General features: G+C 68.8%; 20 protein-coding genes. 13 read left to right on the top strand and 7 right to left on the bottom strand.

What is annotated here, in order from left to right; genetic code table 11:
- Nucleotides 1-1,161, top strand: a complete 1,161-nt coding sequence (locus ABZ412_RS11885) for a class I SAM-dependent methyltransferase (RefSeq protein WP_357279432.1) — start codon at nt 1-3, stop codon at nt 1,159-1,161.
- A gap of 4 nt (nt 1,162-1,165) precedes the next feature.
- Here ABZ412_RS11885 and ABZ412_RS11880 read toward each other — a convergent pair whose 3' ends face one another.
- Nucleotides 1,166-1,564, bottom strand: a complete 399-nt coding sequence (locus tag ABZ412_RS11880; RefSeq protein ID WP_357279430.1) for a PPOX class F420-dependent oxidoreductase — start codon at nt 1,562-1,564, stop codon at nt 1,166-1,168.
- Nucleotides 1,565-1,683: 119 nt separating this feature from the next.
- Here ABZ412_RS11880 and ABZ412_RS11875 point away from each other — a divergent pair, with 119 nt between their 5' ends.
- Nucleotides 1,684-2,118: a MarR family transcriptional regulator gene (locus ABZ412_RS11875; RefSeq protein ID WP_357279973.1), complete on the top strand. Its 435-nt coding sequence runs from the start codon at nt 1,684-1,686 to the stop codon at nt 2,116-2,118.
- A 3-nt stretch (nt 2,119-2,121) separates the two neighbouring features.
- Here ABZ412_RS11875 and ABZ412_RS11870 read toward each other — a convergent pair whose 3' ends face one another.
- Entirely contained in the window at nt 2,122-2,601 is a 480-nt protein-coding gene (locus ABZ412_RS11870) for a MarR family winged helix-turn-helix transcriptional regulator (protein ID WP_357279427.1), read from the bottom strand.
- Nucleotides 2,602-2,669: 68 nt separating this feature from the next.
- Between ABZ412_RS11870 and ABZ412_RS11865 the strand changes: the two genes are divergently transcribed.
- Entirely contained in the window at nt 2,670-3,131 is a 462-nt protein-coding gene (locus ABZ412_RS11865; RefSeq protein ID WP_357279424.1) for a MarR family winged helix-turn-helix transcriptional regulator, read from the top strand.
- On the opposite strand, the gene ABZ412_RS11860 is transcribed toward ABZ412_RS11865, so the two are convergent.
- Nucleotides 3,112-4,452: a PQQ-binding-like beta-propeller repeat protein gene (locus ABZ412_RS11860; protein WP_357279422.1), complete on the bottom strand. Its 1,341-nt coding sequence runs from the start codon at nt 4,450-4,452 to the stop codon at nt 3,112-3,114. The two genes, ABZ412_RS11865 and ABZ412_RS11860, sit on opposite strands and share 20 nt — an antisense overlap.
- Nucleotides 4,453-4,614: 162 nt before the next feature.
- Here ABZ412_RS11860 and ABZ412_RS11855 point away from each other — a divergent pair, with 162 nt between their 5' ends.
- Genes ABZ412_RS11855 through ABZ412_RS11845 form a run of 3 tightly spaced genes read left to right on the top strand, consistent with a single transcriptional unit; the run spans nt 4,615 to nt 6,398 of the window.
- Entirely contained in the window at nt 4,615-5,361 is a 747-nt protein-coding gene (locus tag ABZ412_RS11855) for an acyltransferase (RefSeq protein ID WP_357279420.1), read from the top strand.
- A 30-nt stretch (nt 5,362-5,391) separates the two neighbouring features.
- The gene (locus tag ABZ412_RS11850) at nt 5,392-5,925 is read left to right on the top strand and encodes a DUF1697 domain-containing protein (protein ID WP_357279417.1); all 534 of its coding nucleotides are present in this window, start codon (nt 5,392-5,394) and stop codon (nt 5,923-5,925) included.
- A gap of 38 nt (nt 5,926-5,963) precedes the next feature.
- Entirely contained in the window at nt 5,964-6,398 is a 435-nt protein-coding gene (locus ABZ412_RS11845; protein WP_357279415.1) for a cupin, read from the top strand.
- Nucleotides 6,399-6,470: 72 nt separating this feature from the next.
- Here ABZ412_RS11845 and ABZ412_RS11840 read toward each other — a convergent pair whose 3' ends face one another.
- The 3 genes from ABZ412_RS11840 to ABZ412_RS11830 are packed head-to-tail and all read right to left on the bottom strand — an operon-like array spanning nt 6,471 to nt 10,062.
- On the bottom strand, nt 6,471-7,733 hold the full coding sequence (locus ABZ412_RS11840; RefSeq protein ID WP_357096249.1) for a glycosyltransferase family 4 protein: 1,263 nt from the start codon (nt 7,731-7,733) through the stop codon (nt 6,471-6,473).
- On the bottom strand, nt 7,730-9,283 hold the full coding sequence (locus tag ABZ412_RS11835; RefSeq protein WP_357279412.1) for a glycoside hydrolase family 57 protein: 1,554 nt from the start codon (nt 9,281-9,283) through the stop codon (nt 7,730-7,732). Before ABZ412_RS11835 ends, ABZ412_RS11840 begins: the two co-directional genes overlap by 4 nt.
- A complete protein-coding gene (locus ABZ412_RS11830; RefSeq protein ID WP_357279410.1) occupies nt 9,280-10,062 on the bottom strand; it encodes a class I SAM-dependent methyltransferase in 783 nt (260 codons plus the stop codon). The genes ABZ412_RS11835 and ABZ412_RS11830 overlap by 4 nt, the downstream gene beginning before the upstream one ends.
- 190 nt (nt 10,063-10,252) lie before the next feature.
- Between ABZ412_RS11830 and ABZ412_RS11825 the strand changes: the two genes are divergently transcribed.
- From ABZ412_RS11825 to ABZ412_RS11805, 5 genes are all read left to right on the top strand, one after another.
- Nucleotides 10,253-11,038, top strand: coding sequence for an electron transfer flavoprotein subunit beta/FixA family protein (locus ABZ412_RS11825; protein WP_357096241.1), 786 nt, complete (start codon nt 10,253-10,255; stop codon nt 11,036-11,038).
- Between the two features lie 38 nt (nt 11,039-11,076).
- Nucleotides 11,077-12,036 (top strand): electron transfer flavoprotein subunit alpha/FixB family protein, encoded by a 960-nt coding sequence (locus ABZ412_RS11820; RefSeq protein ID WP_357279407.1) that lies wholly within the window; start codon nt 11,077-11,079, stop codon nt 12,034-12,036.
- Between the two features lie 216 nt (nt 12,037-12,252).
- Nucleotides 12,253-12,486 (top strand): hypothetical protein, encoded by a 234-nt coding sequence (locus ABZ412_RS11815; protein ID WP_357279405.1) that lies wholly within the window; start codon nt 12,253-12,255, stop codon nt 12,484-12,486.
- Nucleotides 12,487-12,553: 67 nt separating this feature from the next.
- Nucleotides 12,554-13,015 carry a hypothetical protein gene (locus ABZ412_RS11810; RefSeq protein ID WP_357279403.1) on the top strand — a complete coding sequence of 154 codons (462 nt, stop codon included), beginning with the start codon at nt 12,554-12,556 and terminating at the stop codon, nt 13,013-13,015.
- 35 nt (nt 13,016-13,050) lie between these two features.
- Nucleotides 13,051-13,992: an aminoglycoside phosphotransferase family protein gene (locus ABZ412_RS11805; protein ID WP_357279400.1), complete on the top strand. Its 942-nt coding sequence runs from the start codon at nt 13,051-13,053 to the stop codon at nt 13,990-13,992.
- Nucleotides 13,993-14,517: 525 nt separating this feature from the next.
- Here ABZ412_RS11805 and ABZ412_RS11800 read toward each other — a convergent pair.
- Nucleotides 14,518-15,378, bottom strand: coding sequence for a LysR family transcriptional regulator (locus tag ABZ412_RS11800; RefSeq protein ID WP_357096221.1), 861 nt, complete (start codon nt 15,376-15,378; stop codon nt 14,518-14,520).
- Between the two features lie 112 nt (nt 15,379-15,490).
- Here ABZ412_RS11800 and ABZ412_RS11795 point away from each other — a divergent pair, with 112 nt between their 5' ends.
- Both ABZ412_RS11795 and ABZ412_RS11790 read left to right on the top strand, forming a co-directional pair.
- Nucleotides 15,491-16,786 (top strand): NAD(P)/FAD-dependent oxidoreductase, encoded by a 1,296-nt coding sequence (locus ABZ412_RS11795; RefSeq protein ID WP_357279397.1) that lies wholly within the window; start codon nt 15,491-15,493, stop codon nt 16,784-16,786.
- Nucleotides 16,787-16,864: 78 nt separating this feature from the next.
- The gene (locus ABZ412_RS11790) at nt 16,865-17,482 is read left to right on the top strand and encodes a PadR family transcriptional regulator (protein ID WP_357279395.1); all 618 of its coding nucleotides are present in this window, start codon (nt 16,865-16,867) and stop codon (nt 17,480-17,482) included.
- Nucleotides 17,483-17,503: the final 21 nt, after the last annotated feature.

Here is a 17,503-nt window from a genome sequence, read left to right as displayed (position 1 = left end):
GTGGGCTACGCCTTCACTCGCGACGACATCGCCTACCTCTCCAGTGCCGCCGGCGCGGCGGCTCTGGCCGAGGTGGGCGATGTCGCGCTTTCCTCCGCCTCGCTCCTCAAGGATCTGGAGCGCATCCGCCGCGGGCACGGCCACCGGGCCGCGGCCCTGGTCGAAACCGTCCGCCTGCGCCGCCGGGCCACCGCCAAACTGGCCGACACCGGGGACTGGCTGTTCACCGACGACGCCCTCCAGCAGGCGACCCCGTCGGCGGTGGCCGCGCACCGCGCCCAACGGCTCGCCGGGCGCACCGTCCACGACGTCACCTGCTCGATCGGCGCGGAACTGGCCGCGCTCGCGGCGGTCTGTCCCGCCGTCATCGGCAGCGACCTCGACGACATCCGGCTGGCCATGGCCGCCCACAACGCCGGGGCGCGAAATGTGCTGCTGGCCAAGGCCGACGCGCTGGTTCCGTGCAGCACCGCCGACGTGGTGATCGCCGATCCCGCCCGCCGCGCCGACGGCCGACGCACCCACGATCCGGCCAAACTCCAGCCGCCGCTGCCGGACCTGCTCACCGCCTACTCCGGCCGCGACCTGGCCGTGAAATGCGCTCCCGGACTGGATTTCGACACCCTCGGCTGGTCGGGCGAGGTCGAGGTCGTCTCCCTCGACGGCGCGGTCCGCGAAGCCTGCCTGTGGTCACCGGGTCTCACCGAACCGGGCGTCACCCGCCGCGCGACGGTCCTGTCCGCGACGGCCGACCCCTGGACCCTCACCGACACCGCCCCCGACGACATCCCCGAACGCGAGCCGGGGGAGTGGATCATCGATCCGGACGGCGCCGTCGTCCGCGCGGGCCTGGTCCGCCACTACGCCGCGAAACACGGTCTGTGGCAACTGGATCCCCGCATCGCCTACCTCACCGGCGACAAGGTCCCCGCCGGCGTCCGCGGCTTCCGCGTCCTGGACCGCATGGAATTCCGCGAGAAGCCCCTCCGCGCCGAACTCCACCGCCGCGACTGCGGCCCCCTCGAAATCCTCACCCGCGGCGTCGATATCGACCCCGACGCCCTGCGCGCCCGCATCAAACCCCGCGGCTCGGTGCCGCACACCCTCGTCGTCACCAGAATCGGGCGCGCGGCAACGGTTTTCCTCTGCTCGACCCCCTAGGGCCTCAGCCCTGATAGGTCGCGTGCGTCGGCCGCATCACCAGCACGACGCGATCGGGGTGGTCGCCCACGGGCTTGTCGTAGGGGAGTCCGTAACGCTGCGCGAGGACATCGAAGAACTCGCCCTCGGCATCGGTATCGACGCGTTCGATGACGCCCCGGATCTCGAGGTAGCGGTATGGAGCCTCGGGATCGTTCATGCTGACCGCCACGTGCGGGTCGCGGGCGGTATTGCGGTGCTTGGCCCGGGTCGTCGTGGTGGTGAAGCGCAGGAACTCCCCGTCCCAGATCTGCCAGATCGGGGTGACCTGCGGCGTGCCGTCGGGATTCAGCGTCGCCAGGTGTGCGAACAGGGGCCGGGTGAGCAGGTCGGTGTACTGCTCGGGAATCACGCTGCGGGACATGCGCACGCCTTTCGAGACGGTAGAGATGACATTGGGATACGAGAGCGAAGATAGATTAGAGCTCTAACGATCGTCAAGGTTCTAACAAGGAGGTGGGCTATCATGCCGGGGTGACGTCGATGCCGGTCGAAGAGCGCCTGGGGACCTATATCAAGCGCGCCGAGCAGGCGCTCATGGGCGCGAAGAACGCCGCCCTCAAGCCCGCGGCCGTGACCATCCCGCAGTACGCGGCCCTCTACGTCCTGAGCGAGAACCCGGGCATCTCCGCTGCCGAACTGGCCCGCCGCTGCGGCGTCACCCCGCCCACCATGAACACGGTGCTCACCAACCTGCGCGAGCGCGGCCTCATCGAGCGCACGCCGCACGAGTGGCATCGCAATGTGCTCGAGACCCGGCTCACCGACGAGGGTCGCAAGGTCATGCGGGCGGCCGACAAACGCGCGGTCCCGGTCGAACGGGCACTCGCGGCGGAGTTCACCGCGGCCGAGCGCGCCGCGCTCATCGACCTGCTCGAGCGCGCCGCCACCGTCCTCGAATCGGTTCGTCCGGACTGATCGCTACCGGGCGTCGTCCGGCCGGTCGGCGGTGACCGTCTCGAAGTCGGCGACGAATCGGGTGAGCAGCCGGGCGAATTCGGTGCGGTCGCGGTCCGGCCAGCCGGCGGTCGCGGCATCGAACGCGGCCTGCCGATTCGCGTGGGCACGGTCCAGGGTGGTGCGCGCGGTGGCGGTGAGGTGCAGGTGGATGCGTCGCGCGTCGGCCTGATCGGCCCGTCGTTCCACGAGGCCCTCGGCGACCGCCCGTGCCACCAGCCGGCTGGCCCGCGGCTGGTCCACGCCCAGGGCGGTGGCGATATCGGTGACCACCACCTCGCCCTCGCGGGCCTCGACGGCGTCCAGCACGCCGAACAGGGTCGGATCCACGGCCGGGCCCCCGGCTCGGGCCGCGAGCTTGTTCAGTGCGCGCCGACTCTGGCTGCGGCGAATGGCCACCATGGCGCGCTCGATGGCGACGATCGCGGGGTCGCTGTCCTTCACCCTTGCCATCCTACAGTCGCTTGTTAAAATACATACACATGTACTTTGACAAGTATTAGGAGACGAGCATGTCCGACGCCCCGAAGTTCCTGGGCTACTGGCTCAAGCGCATCGACAAGACCCTCGAGGCCAATTTTGCCGCGTTCCTGGCCGCCGAGGGCCTGCTCCGCCGCCACTGGCAGACCCTGCACACGCTCGCCGGCGGCCCGCTCGACACGGCGGGCCTCGACGCCGCGCTGTCCCCGTACCTCGACGCCCACGACCCCACCGCCGCACCGTATGTCGGCGCGCTGGTGGATCGGGGCTGGGTCGCCCGGGACAGCGCGGGGACCTACGTGTTGACCTCGGAAGGCGTCGCCGCGCACGCGAAACTGTGGGAGCGCATCCGAATTCAGCGCGCGGCCGCTACCGAGGGTCTCAGCGCCGACGACTACGGCACCCTGCTGGACCTCCTGCAACGCGTGGCGGCCAATGTCGACGCCCACGCGCAGACGCTGCGCGCGGACCGGGCTACTTCGTCTCCGGCTTGAACACGAACAGCTCGCCGATCCGGGTGGCCACCACGACCTCGCCCTTGCTGCCCACGGCGGTCGCCACGGTGGTGCCCTCCGCACCCGGAAGATCGTTGGACTGCACCGTCGCGCCATTGCGGGTGTCGAAGGTGACCAGCGTCAGCTTGTCACCGATCGGGGCCACCGTGTAGCCGGTGCCGCCCGCGGTCTGGACCGGGCGGCCACGCAGTTCGAGATCCTTGCGCTCCCAGGCGATCTCGGCCTTGTCGCCCTGATCGCGCAGCGCCATCAGATGGCCCTCGTCGCCGGCGGGCACCAGCAGGCCGTCCGCGACGGAGATGCCGCCGCGCGCCGGGAAGCCCAGGTCCTGAGTCCATTTCGTCTTGCCGGTGGCGGCGTCCACGGCGATCAGGCGGTTGGTGTTGTCGCCGACGTAGACCGTCGAGCCGTCGGCCGAGAGCGCGGGACTGGTGGCGCTGCCCTGGTCGAGCAGCTTCGCGTCCCAGTCGACACGAACCTCTGTGCCGTCGTAGGTGAGCGCCACCAACGCGGCCGCAGTGTCACCGGGCTTCCATACGGTCGCGTAGAAGCGGCCCGACTTCTGGTCCACCGCGGACACATTCGCGATCGGGCAACGCGGCCCGCCGGTGGCGCAGTCGTCCAGACCCTGCCCGTCCGGCGGCCGGCTGAGCGAGGGGTTGGCCAGGAAGTCGGGTTCGCCGAGCAGCTGGAAGGTCGGGACCTGGCGTTCGCCGGTCTGCCGGATCAGGACGTCCACCTGCCCGGACTGGGTGACCGAGAGGACCTTTCCGTCCCCGGTGAACTGCACCGACACCGGCGTCCCGGCGGCGGGAGTGCGCCAGCGCGGCTGACCGAGGTTGTTGAACGAGTTCACCGCGCCGTCGTCGCCGACGTACACATTGCCGCCGCCGTCCACCGCCGCACCGCCGTCGACGGCGCTGGGTCCCAGCGGATTACAGAAACGCTTACGGCCCGTCGGCATCTGGAACGACAGAATGTTGCAGCCGGTGGCGCGGGTGGTGACGTACAGCTGCCCGTCGCCGCCGATGGTCACCGGCTGCGCGATCGGACCGCCCACGGGCCGAGACCAATTCAGCGCCAGATTCCGCGACCCGGTGACCGAGCTGGACCCGCTGTTGCGGGCATCCCCGAACGCCATCGGCCAGCCCTTGCCGGGTCCGACGCCGATATCGTCGACCTTGGTACTGCCGTACGAGCACCCCGTCAGTGCGAACAGCCCGGCGCCCGCCAGGGCCAGCACCGTGGACCAGGTGCTCGAGCGTCGATCACGTCCGGTCCGCCGCCTGCCGTTTCGCACCTGCTGGTGTCCCTTCTGCCAGTACGGAAGTCTGAGGATTGTCGCCGGGTTGCCGCAGCCGCGGCCCTGCCGTTGCCACAGCCGGAGCACAGCCTACTTTCGTGCCCGTGGAAGGGGACGGATACCCTCGTTGAAACGACCGGTGAACACAGGGAGTAGTTCGTGACGAGCATGTGGGGCGCACCGCTGCGCTCGCGTTGGCGGGGTTCGCGCCGCCGGGATCCGGAGCAGGCCCGTTTCCTCACGCCCGCGTCTCTGAAGTGGGTCCTCGCCAATCGCGCCTACACGCCCTGGTACCTGGTGCGCTACTACCGGCTGTTCAAGTTCAAGATGGCCAACCCGCACATCGTGCTGCGCGGCATGGTCTTCCTGGGCAAGAACGTGGAAGTCCACGCCACCCCCGAGCTGTCCCGGCTCGAGATCGGCCGCTGGGTGCACATCGGCGACGGCAACGCCATTCGCTGCCACGAGGGTTCGCTGCGCATCGGCGACAAGGTGGTGTTCGGCAAGGACAATGTCGTCAACACCTACCTCGACATCGAGATCGGCGAGTCCACCCTGGTCGCCGACTGGTGCTACATCTGCGACTTCGACCATGTCACCGACGACATCAACCTGCCCATCAAGGATCAGGGCATCGTGAAGTCGCCGGTCCGCATCGGCCCCGACACCTGGATCGCCGCGAAGGTCACGGTGCTGCGCTCCACCCGCGTCGGCCGCGGCTGCGTGCTGGGCGCGCACGCCGTCGTCAAGGGCGACTACCCCGACTACTCCATCTGCGTCGGCGCGCCCGCCCGGGCCGTGAAGAACCGCAAGGAGACCTGGGACGCCGCCGCCGAGGCCCGCGCCGCCCACCTCGAGGCGCTCGCCGACATCGAACGCAAGAAGAGCGGCGTCACCGCCTCCTGACTGTCACCCCGCGCGGGTAGGTTCACGGCCATGCACCGCTACGCCGCCTTCCTGCGCGGGATCATGCCCACCAACCCCAATATGCGCGGCGAGAAGCTGCGCGGCGTCTTCGAGGGGCTGGGTTTCGAGAAGGTCAGCACCTTGCTGGCGAGTGGCAACGTGGTCTTCCGGACCGACGACACCGACGTGGCAGCCCTGGAATCGGCCATCCAACAGGCGCTCACCGCCGAACTGGGCATCCCCGGCGGGACGCTGATCCGCACGCAGGCCCAGCTCCGGAAGCTGGTCGACTCCGACCCTTACGCCGGTCTCACCCACGGCCGCGAGACCTATCTGACGGTCACCTTCGTGCGTGAGCACCCGAAGTCCATCCCCGATTTCGAGGGCTCCGCGGTCCGTGTCGTCCGCTACGACAAGCCCGCCGCCGCCCTGCTCACCGTCATCGACAACACCGATCCCAGCACCACCGGCTTCATGTCCACGATCGAGAAGGCCTGGGGCAAGGACATGACCACCCGCACCTTTCTGACGGTTCAGAAGACCCTGAAGAAGATGGACGCCTAGGGTTCTCGCCGACCGGTGGCGCGCGATAGCGTGGCTGGGTGACTCTCGGTTCTCGGGCTGTACTGGCCGCGCTGGCATCGTGCGCGTTGGCGGGGTCCTTCGCGGCGACCGCGCACGCGACACCGTCCGACGGTGTCACGGGGGTGATCCTCGCGCGCACCACGATCGGGGACACCGAGTACATCCTGCGCGAGATCACCATCGTCCCAGGCGGTTCCACCGGCTGGCACTATCACGACGGGACGCTGTACGCGGTCCTGCGCCAGGGCGAGCTGAGCCATTACGGACCCGATTGCGCGATCGATCAGGTCGGCGGGGCGGGGACCGCGTTCGTGGAGCGGGCCGGGGCCGGGAATGTCCATCTGGAACGGAATCTGGGGACCGAGTCGCAGATTCTGGACGTGCTCTACGTGCTTCCCGCGGGGAGTCCGCTGTCGGAGGACGCGCCGAATCCGGGTTGCTCGTTCAACTGACACCGGCCTCGACTTAGAACTCGTTCCAATTCGATGCGCAGACGTGCCCGAGGGAAATCCGAGCGGCACCGCTCAGTACGGCTGGTTCGGATCCCGTTCCGGCAGTGGACGTTCCGAGATGACCGGGCGGCCGACCGGGTTGCGGACCCGGCGCTTGGCGCCCTGATAGACCAGCGCGGTCTCCTGCGCCACCACATCCCAGGCGAAGTCGGCGGTGAGGCGTTCGCGGGCGGCCCAGGCGCGCTCCTGCGCGGCGGCCGCGTCGTCGAGCACCGAGATGACCGCTTCCGCAACGCCGTTCACGTCGGCCGGTTCGAACGAGGCGCCGGTGACGCCGTCGGTGACCAGGTCGCCGAGCCCGCCCGCGGTGGAGGTGATCAGCGGGGTGCCCGCGGCGGCGGCCTCGAGGGCCACGATGCCGAAGGGCTCGTAGCGGCTGGGCAGCACGATGGCGTCGGCGCTGTGCAGCCAGCCCAGCAGATCGGTGTGGTCGAGCTTGCCGACGAAACTCACCGCGCGCGCGACGCGGTGGGCGCGGGCGCGTTCCCGCAGCCAGTCGAACTGGGTGCCGATACCGGCCACGGTGAGCGTGGTGCCCGGATGCGCCTTGCGGATGCGCGGCAGCGCGGCGATGGCGTCCTGGATGCCCTTCTCGTATTCGAGACGGCCCACATACAGCAGCCGCGGCGGCCCGGAGCGGGGGGCGCGTTCGCGGAAGGTCCACGCGCCCACGTCGATTCCATTGCGGATCACCGTCATCGGCACCTTCTCGGCGCCGTAGAGCCGGTGCACCTCGTCCTTCATGGACTCCGAACAGGTGATGAGCGCGTCGGATTCGTGGGCCAGCCACCACTCCACCGAGTGCACCTGCCGGTTCACCCGGCCCGAGACCCAGCCGCTGTGGCGGCCCGCCTCGGTGGCGTGGATGGTCGATACCAGCGGCACGTCGTAGTACTCGGCCAGCGTGATCGCCGGGTGCGCGACCAGCCAGTCGTGGGCGTGCACCACGTCGGGAGTCCAGCCCTCGCCGATGCCCGGCTTGTTCAGCGCGATCCCGGCCCGCACCATGGCGTGACCCATGGCCAGGGTCCAGGCCAGCATGTCCTCGCCGAAGTCGAACACCGGCGGATCCTCGGCGACCGCCACCACCAGCACGCCCTCCTCGATGAAGGAGTGCGTGGGGTGGGTGGTGGCGTCGGTGCCCATCGGCCGGCGCGCCAGCACGACGACTTCGTGCCCGGCGGCGGCCAGCTCGACGGCCAGGTGATGGACGTGGCGGCCCAGCCCACCGACTACGACGGGTGGGTACTCCCACGACACCATCAAGATCTTCATGCGGGTCCTTCTGAAGCGGGGCCGAGCCTGCGCGCATCGAGCGCGGGGAAGAGTCCGTCGGCCGCGTACCATCCTGCCGCCAACTGACCCGCTTTGGCGAGTTGCCCGGCCGTCACCGCGGCCGCGATCTCGCGCACGGCGTGCGAGTGTTCATGGGCTCGATCACGCGCGTACCCGGCCGCCGAATCCTTCGACACCATGAACGCCCAGTCGCTGGAGACGGCCAGGATCGCCTCCCGCAGCAGCTGGTCGGCAACCGTGTCGCGCAACCCGTATCGGGTGTTCTCGACCGTTCCGGCGTCCACCCGCATCTTGTCGAGGGTGTCCAGCGCGAGCCGCACCACCTCGGCGTTGAGCTGGACCAGATCGGACACCTGGTCCCCGGCCCACACCCGCCAGTCCTTGCCCGAACCCCAGGAGGAATCGGCCAATTCGACGCGTTCGCCCACGTAGCCGCGGGCCCGCGCGTCCGCGAGGGTGCCCACGGTGACCCCGGCCTCGGGCAGCGCGCGCAACACCTGCTCGAGCCACTGCGGGCCCTCGTGCCACCAGTGGCCGAACAATTCGGTGTCGAAGGCGGCCACCACGAGGGCGGGCCGGCCGATGCGTTCCGACTCCGAGATCAGGCGCTCGCGCACGGTCGCCACGAAGTCCGCGACGTCCTTGCCGATGGCCGCCGAGGCGAGTTCGGGATCGTAAGGAGCCTTGTCAGGGCCCGACACGGTCTTGCCGGTGACACGTGCGGGCTTCAATCCGGTGGCGTGGTCATAGTGATGGAAATCACGGTAGTAGGGCTGGCCCGGGTACCCGGATTTCGGCGACCAGACGCGATAGCTCACCGCGAGATCCCGGCCGAAGGCCACCACATCCGAATCCCACACCGGCCGGCCGAGCGTGGTGTCGCCGCGCAGCGCGGGACCGTCCACCATGAAGTGCGAGATGCCGACCTTGTCGTAGGTCTGCTCCATGCCGGGGGTGAACCCGCACTCGGGCGCCCAGATGCCCGACGGCGTGTGCCCCCAGCGCGCCCGCGCGTCCGCCAGGCCCTCGACGAGTTCGAACTCGCGCAGCCGCGGATCCAGCAGCGGCTGGAACGGATGCGACAGCGGCCCGCCCAGCAATTCGATGGCCTCGGCGTCGATGAGCTCGCGCCACACCGGCGAGGCGCCGTGCATCCAGCGGGTCTCGAAATCGTCGAGAGCGGCTGCGGCGAGCCGGTGTTCGTGCCGCCCGAGCGCGACATTGCCCGCCATGGAGGCCTCGTCGGCGCGCAACCGCCAGTTGCCCAGCCAGTGGTGCATGCCCTCGAGGCAGTGCGGGTCGTCCAGCTGCGCGGCCAGCACCGGCGTGATGCCCAGGCTGATCAGATGCGAACGGCCTTCGGCGGCAAGGGTTCTGAGCACCTTCGCGACGGGCAGGTAGGACGCGGCCCAGGACTGGTAGAGCCATTCTTCGCCGACCGGCCAGCGCCCGTGATGGGCCAGCCACGGCAGGTGCGAGTGCAGGACCAGCGTGAACTGGCCCGGCACCGGGGAATTCGCGTCCGTCACGGCTTCACCGCGACGGCCAGCAGGTCGAGGCTGGCGTCGATGTCGCGCTCGGAGTCGGCGAGCAGCGCGAAGTCGTCGATGGTCACCGCGGCCACGTCGGCGGCCAGGTCGGCGGGCCACGGCTCGCCCGCCAGCGCCCGCTCGATCTGCGCGTCGATGATCGACCCGCCCCACTTCTCGTCCAGCGCCACGAGTTCGGGCCCGTGGAAGATGCCGGCCATCAGTTCGACGGTGAACCCGGCCTCGACGAGCAGTTCGGTCATCTCGGCGGCATTGAGCTCACGCGTGTGGAAGGGGTTGAGCGGCGTGTCGCGTCCGGGGGAGAAGGTGATCCGGTTCGGGGTGGAGATGAGCAGCTTGCCGCCGGGCCGCAGCACCCGCAGGCATTCGCGCAGGAACTGCGCCTGGTCCCACAGGTGTTCGATGACCTGGAAGTTCACCACGATGTCGACCGAGGCGTCGTCCAGCGGCAGCGCGGCCAGGTTGCCCTGCACCATTTCGACGCGCGGGTATTTGGCGCGCACGTGCGCGACCGCGCTGTCGTCGTAGTCGAGGCCGGTGACACGCGCGGCGACGCCGGCGATCATATTGGCCCCGTAGCCTTCGCCACTGCCCGCCTCGAGCACGACCTTGCTCGCGCAGCGGTCAAGCATGCGCACATAGGCGATCTCGTGGCGGCGGAACCAGTAGTTCTCCTCGGCGATGCCGGGCACCGTCCGCTCGCCGGTCAGCGGCAAGGGATCGGTGTGGTTTTCAACAGGTCTCACGGCCTCGCTCATTGCTCCGACGTTAGCGGTTGCACATATCACACCCGCGACCGGATCAACCGATGTAGAAAGTCACACGCTAAGTTACCCACGAGTAACTTAACGTAGGGTAATCTCCCGAACGAGCTACTTGTGGACGTACGGCAAAACTCGTGCGACCGCCACACCCAGTGCCACCAGAACAGGAGGTCGACGAAGACCAATGCCGAACATCGTCGTACTGATCAAGCAGGTTCCCGACACCTGGTCCGAGCGCAAGCTGACCAGCGGTGACTACACCCTCGACCGCGAGGCCGCCGACGCCATCCTCGACGAGATCAACGAGCGCGCCGTCGAGGAGGCGCTGTTGATCAAGGAGGCGCAGGGCGGCGAGGTCACCGTGCTGGCCGCCGGCCCCGATCGGGCCACCGAAGCCATCCGCAAGGCCCTCTCGATGGGCGCGGACAAGGCCATCCACATCAACGACCCGGCGATCCACGGCTCCGACGCCGTGCAGACGTCCTACATCCTGGCCGCCGCTCTGGGCCAGATCGAGGGCATCGAGCTGGTCATCGCGGGCAACGAGGCCACCGACGGTCGCGCCGGCGCCGTTCCGGCGATCATCGCCGAGTACCTGGGCCTGCCGCAGCTGACCCACCTTCGCAAGCTGACCGTCGACGGCGAGCGCATCGCCGGCGAGCGTGAGACCGACGAGGGCGTCTTCAAGCTGGAGGCCACCCTGCCGGCCATCGTCTCGGTCACCGAGAAGATCAACGAGCCGCGCTTCCCGTCCTTCAAGGGCATCATGGCCGCCAAGAAGAAGGAAGTTCAGACCTTCACCCTGGCGGATCTGGGCGTCGACCCGGAGACCGTGGGCGTTGCGAACGCCGGCACCCAGGTGACCGGTGTGACCCCGAAGCCGGCGCGCACGGCGGGCGCGAAGATCGTCGACGAGGGCGAGGGCGGCAACCAGATCGCCACCTACCTCGTTGGTCAGAAGATCATCTAAGACCGCCCCCGAGCGAACGAACTTCAGGAGAAAGAACAATGGCAGAAGTACTCGTGCTCGTGGAGCACGCTGACGGTGCGCCCAAGAAGGTCACCACCGAACTCCTCACCGCCGCCCGCAGCCTGGGCACCCCGGCCGCCGTCGTCGTCGGTGCCCCCGGCACCGCGGACAAGCTGGGCGACGCGCTGGCCGCGGCCGGCGCCGAGAAGATCTACGTCGCCGAGGGCGATGACGCCGAGGGCTTCCTCGTCACCCCCAAGGTCGACGTGCTGGCCGGCCTGTCCGAGTCCGCCTCCCCGGCCGCGATCCTGGTCGCCGCCACCGCCGACGGCAAGGAGGTGTCGGGTCGCCTGGCCGCTCGCATCGGTTCCGGTCTGCTGATCGACGTCATCGCCGTGAACGGTGACGGCTCGGCGCAGCACTCCATCTTCGGTGGCGCGTTCACCGTGGACGCCAAGGCCACCGGCGACGTGCCGGTGATCTCGGTCCGTCCGGGCGCCATCGAGGCCGCCCCGCAGGCCGCCGCCGGCGAGAAGGTCGTCGTCGAGCTGCCCGCGCAGGAAGAGGGCGTCACCAAGGTGATCTCGCGTGAGCCGAACGTGGGCGGCGACCGCCCCGAGCTCACCGAGGCCGCGATCGTGGTTTCCGGTGGCCGTGGCGTCGGTTCGGCCGACAACTTCGGCAAGGTCGTCGAGCCGCTGGCCGACGCCCTCGGCGCCGCTGTCGGTGCTTCCCGCGCCGCCGTCGACTCCGGCTACTACCCGGGCCAGTTCCAGGTCGGTCAGACCGGTAAGACGGTCTCCCCGCAGCTGTACGTGGCCCTGGGCATCTCCGGCGCCATCCAGCACCGCGCCGGCATGCAGACCTCGAAGACCATCGTGGCCGTCAACAAGGACGAAGAGGCCCCGATCTTCGAGATCTCGGACTACGGCATCGTCGGCGACCTGTTCAACGTCGCCCCGCAGCTGACCGAGGCGGTCAAGGCTCACAAGGGCTGATTCGCCTTCTGGTGAGAGCACAGTGAATGTCCCCCGGCCGAAATCGGCCGGGGGACATTCTTTTTCGTTGCGGGGAGGGTGGCCCCGGTTTCGGGGCCACCGGAATTGAGGGCGCGGGGCGCGCCGGATTTCGGCCAATTATGAAACGTGTTCACTTACCTTGTGAGCGCGGCTCGGCGAAGGCTCGGGCCATGGCTCCTCGAAAGGTCGTGCACCATGCGCACTCTCATCCTCGCCGGCCTCGCCGCGGGCGCACTGCTCGCCGGAATCGGCCCGGCGTCGGCCGCCCCGCTGCCGCTGATCGATGCCTCGGGAACCCCGGTGGCGACCGACACCGCCACCGGCAACAGCTCGACCGGCAGCGCGACGCAAAGCGCCGCCGGGATCGCCGGACTCTGGTGCATCCTGACCAACGGCCACTGCTGGAGCGATGGGGGTCCCGTCGGCTGACCGCCTCTGCCGGTTCGCGGGCACCGCGGGTGGAAGCAGTGCGGGCGCGCCGTCATAAACTGACGCGGTGCTAGGGCGATTCGATCCTCGGCGTCGGCAGGCCGAGCCGGTCGCCCCTGGGAAGGCCGATACCGCAGGCGATGTCGATCTGACCGGCATCGTCACCGCATTCCATGCCGACCTCGCCGAATGGCTGGGCGCGGACGCGCCGCCGAAGGTGTTCGACCGCGTCTCGGGGCAGCTCGACGAGGAGTTCACCTCGATCGTCACCACGGGGCAGACCGTGGATCGGGAGACGCTGCTGGCCGGTTTGTGGTCGGCGCGAAACCTGCAGCCGGGGTTGGCGATCGAGGTCTCCGACGTCAAGCAGCTGGCGCGCAGCGGGAATCTGCTGGTGGTGCGTTTCGTCGCGGAGAATCGGATGGGCGAGCTCCGCACGGCGCGGACCGTGACGGCGGCGCTGGTCACCGACGGGCGGACGTATCTGTGGCGGACCGTGCACGAGACCGCGACGCCCGCGCACACCTGATGGCGGGGCGGCGCGGGCTCGGGCAGGCTGGACCGATGCCGATCTCATTGCCGCCCGACGTGGCCGCGACCATCGAGACGAGTTTCGGGGAGCGGGGGCCGCGGTGGCTGGCCGCGCTGCCGGGGGTGGTGGAGAAGCTCTGTGCCGGCTGGGGGTTGGAGGTCATCGGGGCGAGCTTCACGGGCGGGACGCACTCGTGGGTCGCGCCGGTGCGGCGGGGCGACGGGTCGGTCGCCGTGCTGAAGGTTCCCGTGGTCGACGAGGAGAACTGCGGGGAGCCGACCGGGCTGTACTGCTACGGCGGGGACGGGGCGGTGGGGTTGTACGAATTCGATTCCGGCAGTGGCGCGATGCTGCTGGAATGGGCGCGGCCGGGGACGGAACTGCTGTATCAGCCCGGATTTCCGAGTCTCGAGGGACGGGCGGAGCACATCGGCAAGGTGGAGCAGGCGTGCCGGTTGTATCGGCGGCTGCGGCGGGAACCGGGGACGGTGCCCGCCGGGTTTCCGGAACTGCCGACGGCCGCCGGGATGGTGGCTGAGTGGGAGGAGATGTTCGGCACGCCGGAAGCCGCTGTGGCCGAGGTGATTCCGGCGCGGCTGCTCGATCTGGCCATCGCGCGCTGCGGCGAGCTGACGGTGCCGGACGGTCCGCTGCTGGTGGTCAACCGCGACACCCACCTGGGCAATATCGTTGCGGCGGAACGGGAGCCGTGGCTGCTCATCGACCCGAAGGCCTACCTGGGTGAGGCCGCCTTCGACGCCGGATTCCTGGTGATGATTCAGGTGCAGAGCGATCCGGTGCCGGAGCACGCGCGGGCCGTGGTCGAGCGGACCGCGACGGCCCTGGGTGTGCGGCCCGATCGCGCCCGGGCCTGGGCGTTCATGCGGTCGATGGAGGAGATCGCCTGGGCCGTCGAGGACGAGGAGCCCGAGGATCTGCGACTGCATCTCGCGGTCGCGGCGGCGCTGGTGTGAAAGCCGTTGTACCGGAACGGGGTCGGTGCCGATCCAGGCCCATGGAATTGGGGGCGTCCGGGGCGGCGGATTCCGGGAAAGTTATGAAACGTCAACGATTAACTTTCTGGAGGGTGGCCGGATGGTCCGGTCGTGCGCTCCACCGAAGGGCTTCGAACATGCGAACACTCATTGCCGTGGCTGGCATCGCGACGGCGCTGGTTGCCGGGGCCGGTCAGGCGGCCGCAGCTACCACGCCCCCGACGTTGCCGGGGATTCCCACCGGGCCTGCGGTTATCGACATCGGCGCCATTCTGGGGGCCATCGCTTCCGGTTCCGCTGGTACGCCCGGGGGCAACGGCGGTCCGGGCCCCAACTGCCATTTCAACTCGATAATCGGCGAGTGGATCTGCCCGTAGGTCGACCGTTCACCCTCCCGGGCGGGATTCGCCCGGGTGACCGGTCGCCGTAAGGGCGGCCGGAACTGTTCGCGCATGGCCGGCCGGCGGTTGGCGTCGCGTTGGACGGGCACCCCGACCGTAGTGGTCAGGAGCAGTGCAGGGCGGCCAGCAGGGTGGTGACGATGGGGGAGGGGCGGCCTTCGGTGCGGGTGACGGCGGAGACCGGGATGCGCAGCGGGTGGCCGGTGAGGCGGAGGGTGGCGATGCCCTCGGTCTGGCTGTCGGCGTAGAGGATGGTCCAGGCGTCGGGGCGGTTGATGAGTTCCATGGTGGCGGTGTGGTCGGGCGGGATGGGCGGGCCGAAGACCGGGCCGGTGGGGAGATCGGCGAAGGCGGCGCGGACCACGTTGTGCAGGAGCACCTGCTCGGACTCGGGCGGGAGCAGTAGGGGGTAGTCGCCCAATTCGGCGAGGGTGACGTCGCCGCCGCGCATGGCGAGGGGGTGGGCGGTGGAGGTGGCGATGACCGGATCCTCGACCCAGAGCTGTTCGACGGTCAGTCCGGGCTGATCGACGCTGCCGCGGATGAGAGCCAGATCACAGTCACCGTCGGCGACAGCTTGGATGCGCTGCCGGAACGGCTTGATGACGAACTCGATCTCCGCGCCCGGGTGCGCCTCACGCGCACCGGCGATGGCGGACAGTGATCTAGTTGCGAAGCTCATATTTGCTGCCAGGCGAATCCGCGGCCCGGAGGCCCGCACAGCTGCGCGAATGGCGGATTCCAGGCTCAACATTTGTTTCGCAAGGGGAAGTAGCCGAGTGGTCGCGTCGGTGGGTACGACCGATCTTGTCGAGCGTTCGAAGAGGTTCACGCCAAGGTCGCGTTCCAGCCGGGCGATCTGGTGACTGATAGCCGACTGCGAGATGAAGCAGCGGCTCGCGGCCCGGCTGAAGCTCAGCTCCTCGCAGACCGCCACGAAGTAGGCGAGTTGGCGCAGCTCCACCGGATTCTCCAATTCATGATCAACGTAGATAAGAGTCATCTTGATTATGCGCCCTGACCCCTGGAACAACCGCGTTCCGAATCACGGTTAGTCATGAGAGAAGGGAGCAGTCATGTACAACGTGGAGGCGGATATCGAAACCGCCGATGTCGTCATCGTCGGATCGGGCTTCGGTGGTCTCGCCGCCGCCAAACAGCTGAACAAGTCGGGCGTTCGCTACGTCCTCATCTCGGGTACCCCCGAACACCTCTTCCAGCCACTCCTCTATCAGGTTGCGACGGGTGTGCTGGCTTCCGATGAGATCGCGCCGCCCATCGCCAATATTCTGCGCAAGCACAAGCATGGTGAGACTCGTCTGGGCAAGGTCACCGCCATCGACGCCCCGAACGCGATCCTCACCTACGAGACGCCCGAGGGCCCGCGCCGGATCCGCTACGGCAAGCTGATCGCGGCGACCGGCGCCAGCCAGTCCTATTTCGGCCGTGACGATTTCGCCGACAAGACGTTCTCGCTCAAGACCATCGACGACGCCCGCAATCTGCGCGCGCAGATCGAGCGGGTCTTCGAGCAGGCCAGGACCGCCGACCCGGAGACTCGCCGCCGGCTGCTCAGCTTCGTGGTGGTGGGCGCGGGCGCGACCGGCGTCGAGGTCGCCGGTCAGCTGAAGGAACTCGCGAAAAGGTACTTCCACCTGGAGGATACGGTCACTCTCGTGGAGGGTGCGGGCGTGGTGCTGCCGCCCTTCGGCGGACGGCTGTCGGAGTATTCGAAGCGGTCGCTGGAGCAGAGCGGCGTCGAGGTGCTGGTCGACACGTTCGTGACCGATATCGAGGACGGCAAGGTCACCGTCAAGAGCAAGGACGGTGTGGAGCGTGGCATCGCCGCCGAGACCGTGGTGTGGTCGGCGGGTGTACAGGCGGGCGGCTTCGCCCAGGTGCTGGCGGAGGCCACCGGCTGTGAAACCGACCGCGCCGGACGCCTTCTCATCAACCCGGACTGCACGGTGGGCGGTCACGCCGACATCTTCGCGATCGGTGACATGACCTTCCTCAACGGCTACCCCGGCCAGTCGCCGGTGGCCATGCAGGAGGGCCGCCACGTCGCCGACATCATCCGTGGCAAGAAGGCCGCCGCCACCCCGTTCAAGTACTGGGACAAGGGTTCGATGGCGGTGATCAACCGCTTCAACGCCGTCACCAAGCTGAACGACAAGGTGAAGTTCACCGGTTTCGTGGCCTGGGTGACCTGGCTGGCGGTGCACCTGTTCTATCTGGTCGGCTTCCGTAACCGCTTCGCCGCGGTGCTGTCGTGGCTGGTGGCGTTCATCGGCAGCGGCCGTCCCGGCTTCGGTGAGGTCGAAAAGGGTTCGGCGGCACAGGCTCCCGATCGGGAGCGCGTCGCAGTCTGACCGCTGTATCGAGAAACGAGCCGCCCGGTGATCCACCGGGCGGCTCGTTTGTCATGTGGGGAGGGTTAACCTGCGAATATGGCTGTTCCTACAACCCGATTGCTGGTGCTGGCGGTGGTGCGTCTGCTGCAACCCGTGCACGGCTACGACGTCCGCCGCGAATTGCTGTCCTGGCATGCCGACGACTGGGCCAATGTGAAGCCCGGTTCGGTGTACGGCGCGTTGAACACCCTGGAGCGGGATGGGTACATCTCGGTGGAGGACGTGGGGCAGGAGGGTGCGCGGCCGGAGCGGCGGACGTATCGGCTGACCTCGGAGGGGGAGAAGGAATTCGGGGAGCTGATGCGGGAGTCGCTCTTCGTGGCGGAGGGGTTCAAGCATCCGTATTTCGCGACGGTGGCGCTGTTTCCGCACGCGCCGAAGGAGGACGTGATGGCCGCCCTGCGCAGCCGGATCCTCCAGTTCGAGGCGCGGCTGGTGTTCCTGGAGCGGGAGGAGGCGCGGATTCTGGCGGGCAGCGGGGATCCGCGGGAGGCGGAGCCGCATCACGTGGCGGATGCGATGAATCTGGCGGCGGCGCATGTGCGGGCCGATCTGGAGTGGTCGCGGCGGACGTTGCGGCGGATCGAGAGCGGTGAGCTGGATGCATGGTCGGGATCCATGGGCGGGGCTCCGGTGCCGCCGCCGGTGAAGTAGCCGCCAACCGCGTTAGTCAAG

Origin of the sequence: Nocardia sp. NPDC005746 (assembly GCF_040630785.1) — a bacterium.
Lineage (GTDB): Bacteria > Actinomycetota > Actinomycetes > Mycobacteriales > Mycobacteriaceae > Nocardia.
The sequence above is the reverse complement of the archived record's forward strand: the minus strand, read 5'-3'. Positions and strand labels throughout refer to the sequence as shown.